1 pseudogene is annotated in these 258 nt (G+C 70.9%); it reads right to left on the minus strand.

The features are described 5' to 3' along the window. Window positions 1-258 (minus strand): annotated as a pseudogene (locus SB773_RS32915) (acetate kinase); the annotation flags it as partial.

The following is a 258-nucleotide window of genomic DNA, read 5'->3' on the forward strand; positions in this document are numbered from 1 at the left end:
GGCCGACCGCCGCCAGCGGGTTCTCCTCCAGGCTCGGCCCCTCCGCCGCGAAGGCGTCGAGCATCGCACGGAAGCCCGCTGTGTGGTCGGGGATCTCGAGCGTGCGCTCGGTGGTGCCGTCCGGCCCTCGGTGCGTGGTGTGCCCGCTCTTCTCGCCGATCCGCTCCACCAGTCCCGACGCCAGCGACTCCTCGGTCTCGCTGTCGATCAGCTGGTACTTGAAGGAGGACGAGCCGCTGTTGACGACGAGGACGGCGC

The organism is Bacillus sp. SIMBA_074, assembly GCF_046534555.1.
Lineage (GTDB): Bacteria > Bacillota > Bacilli > Bacillales > Bacillaceae_G > Bacillus_A > Bacillus_A mycoides.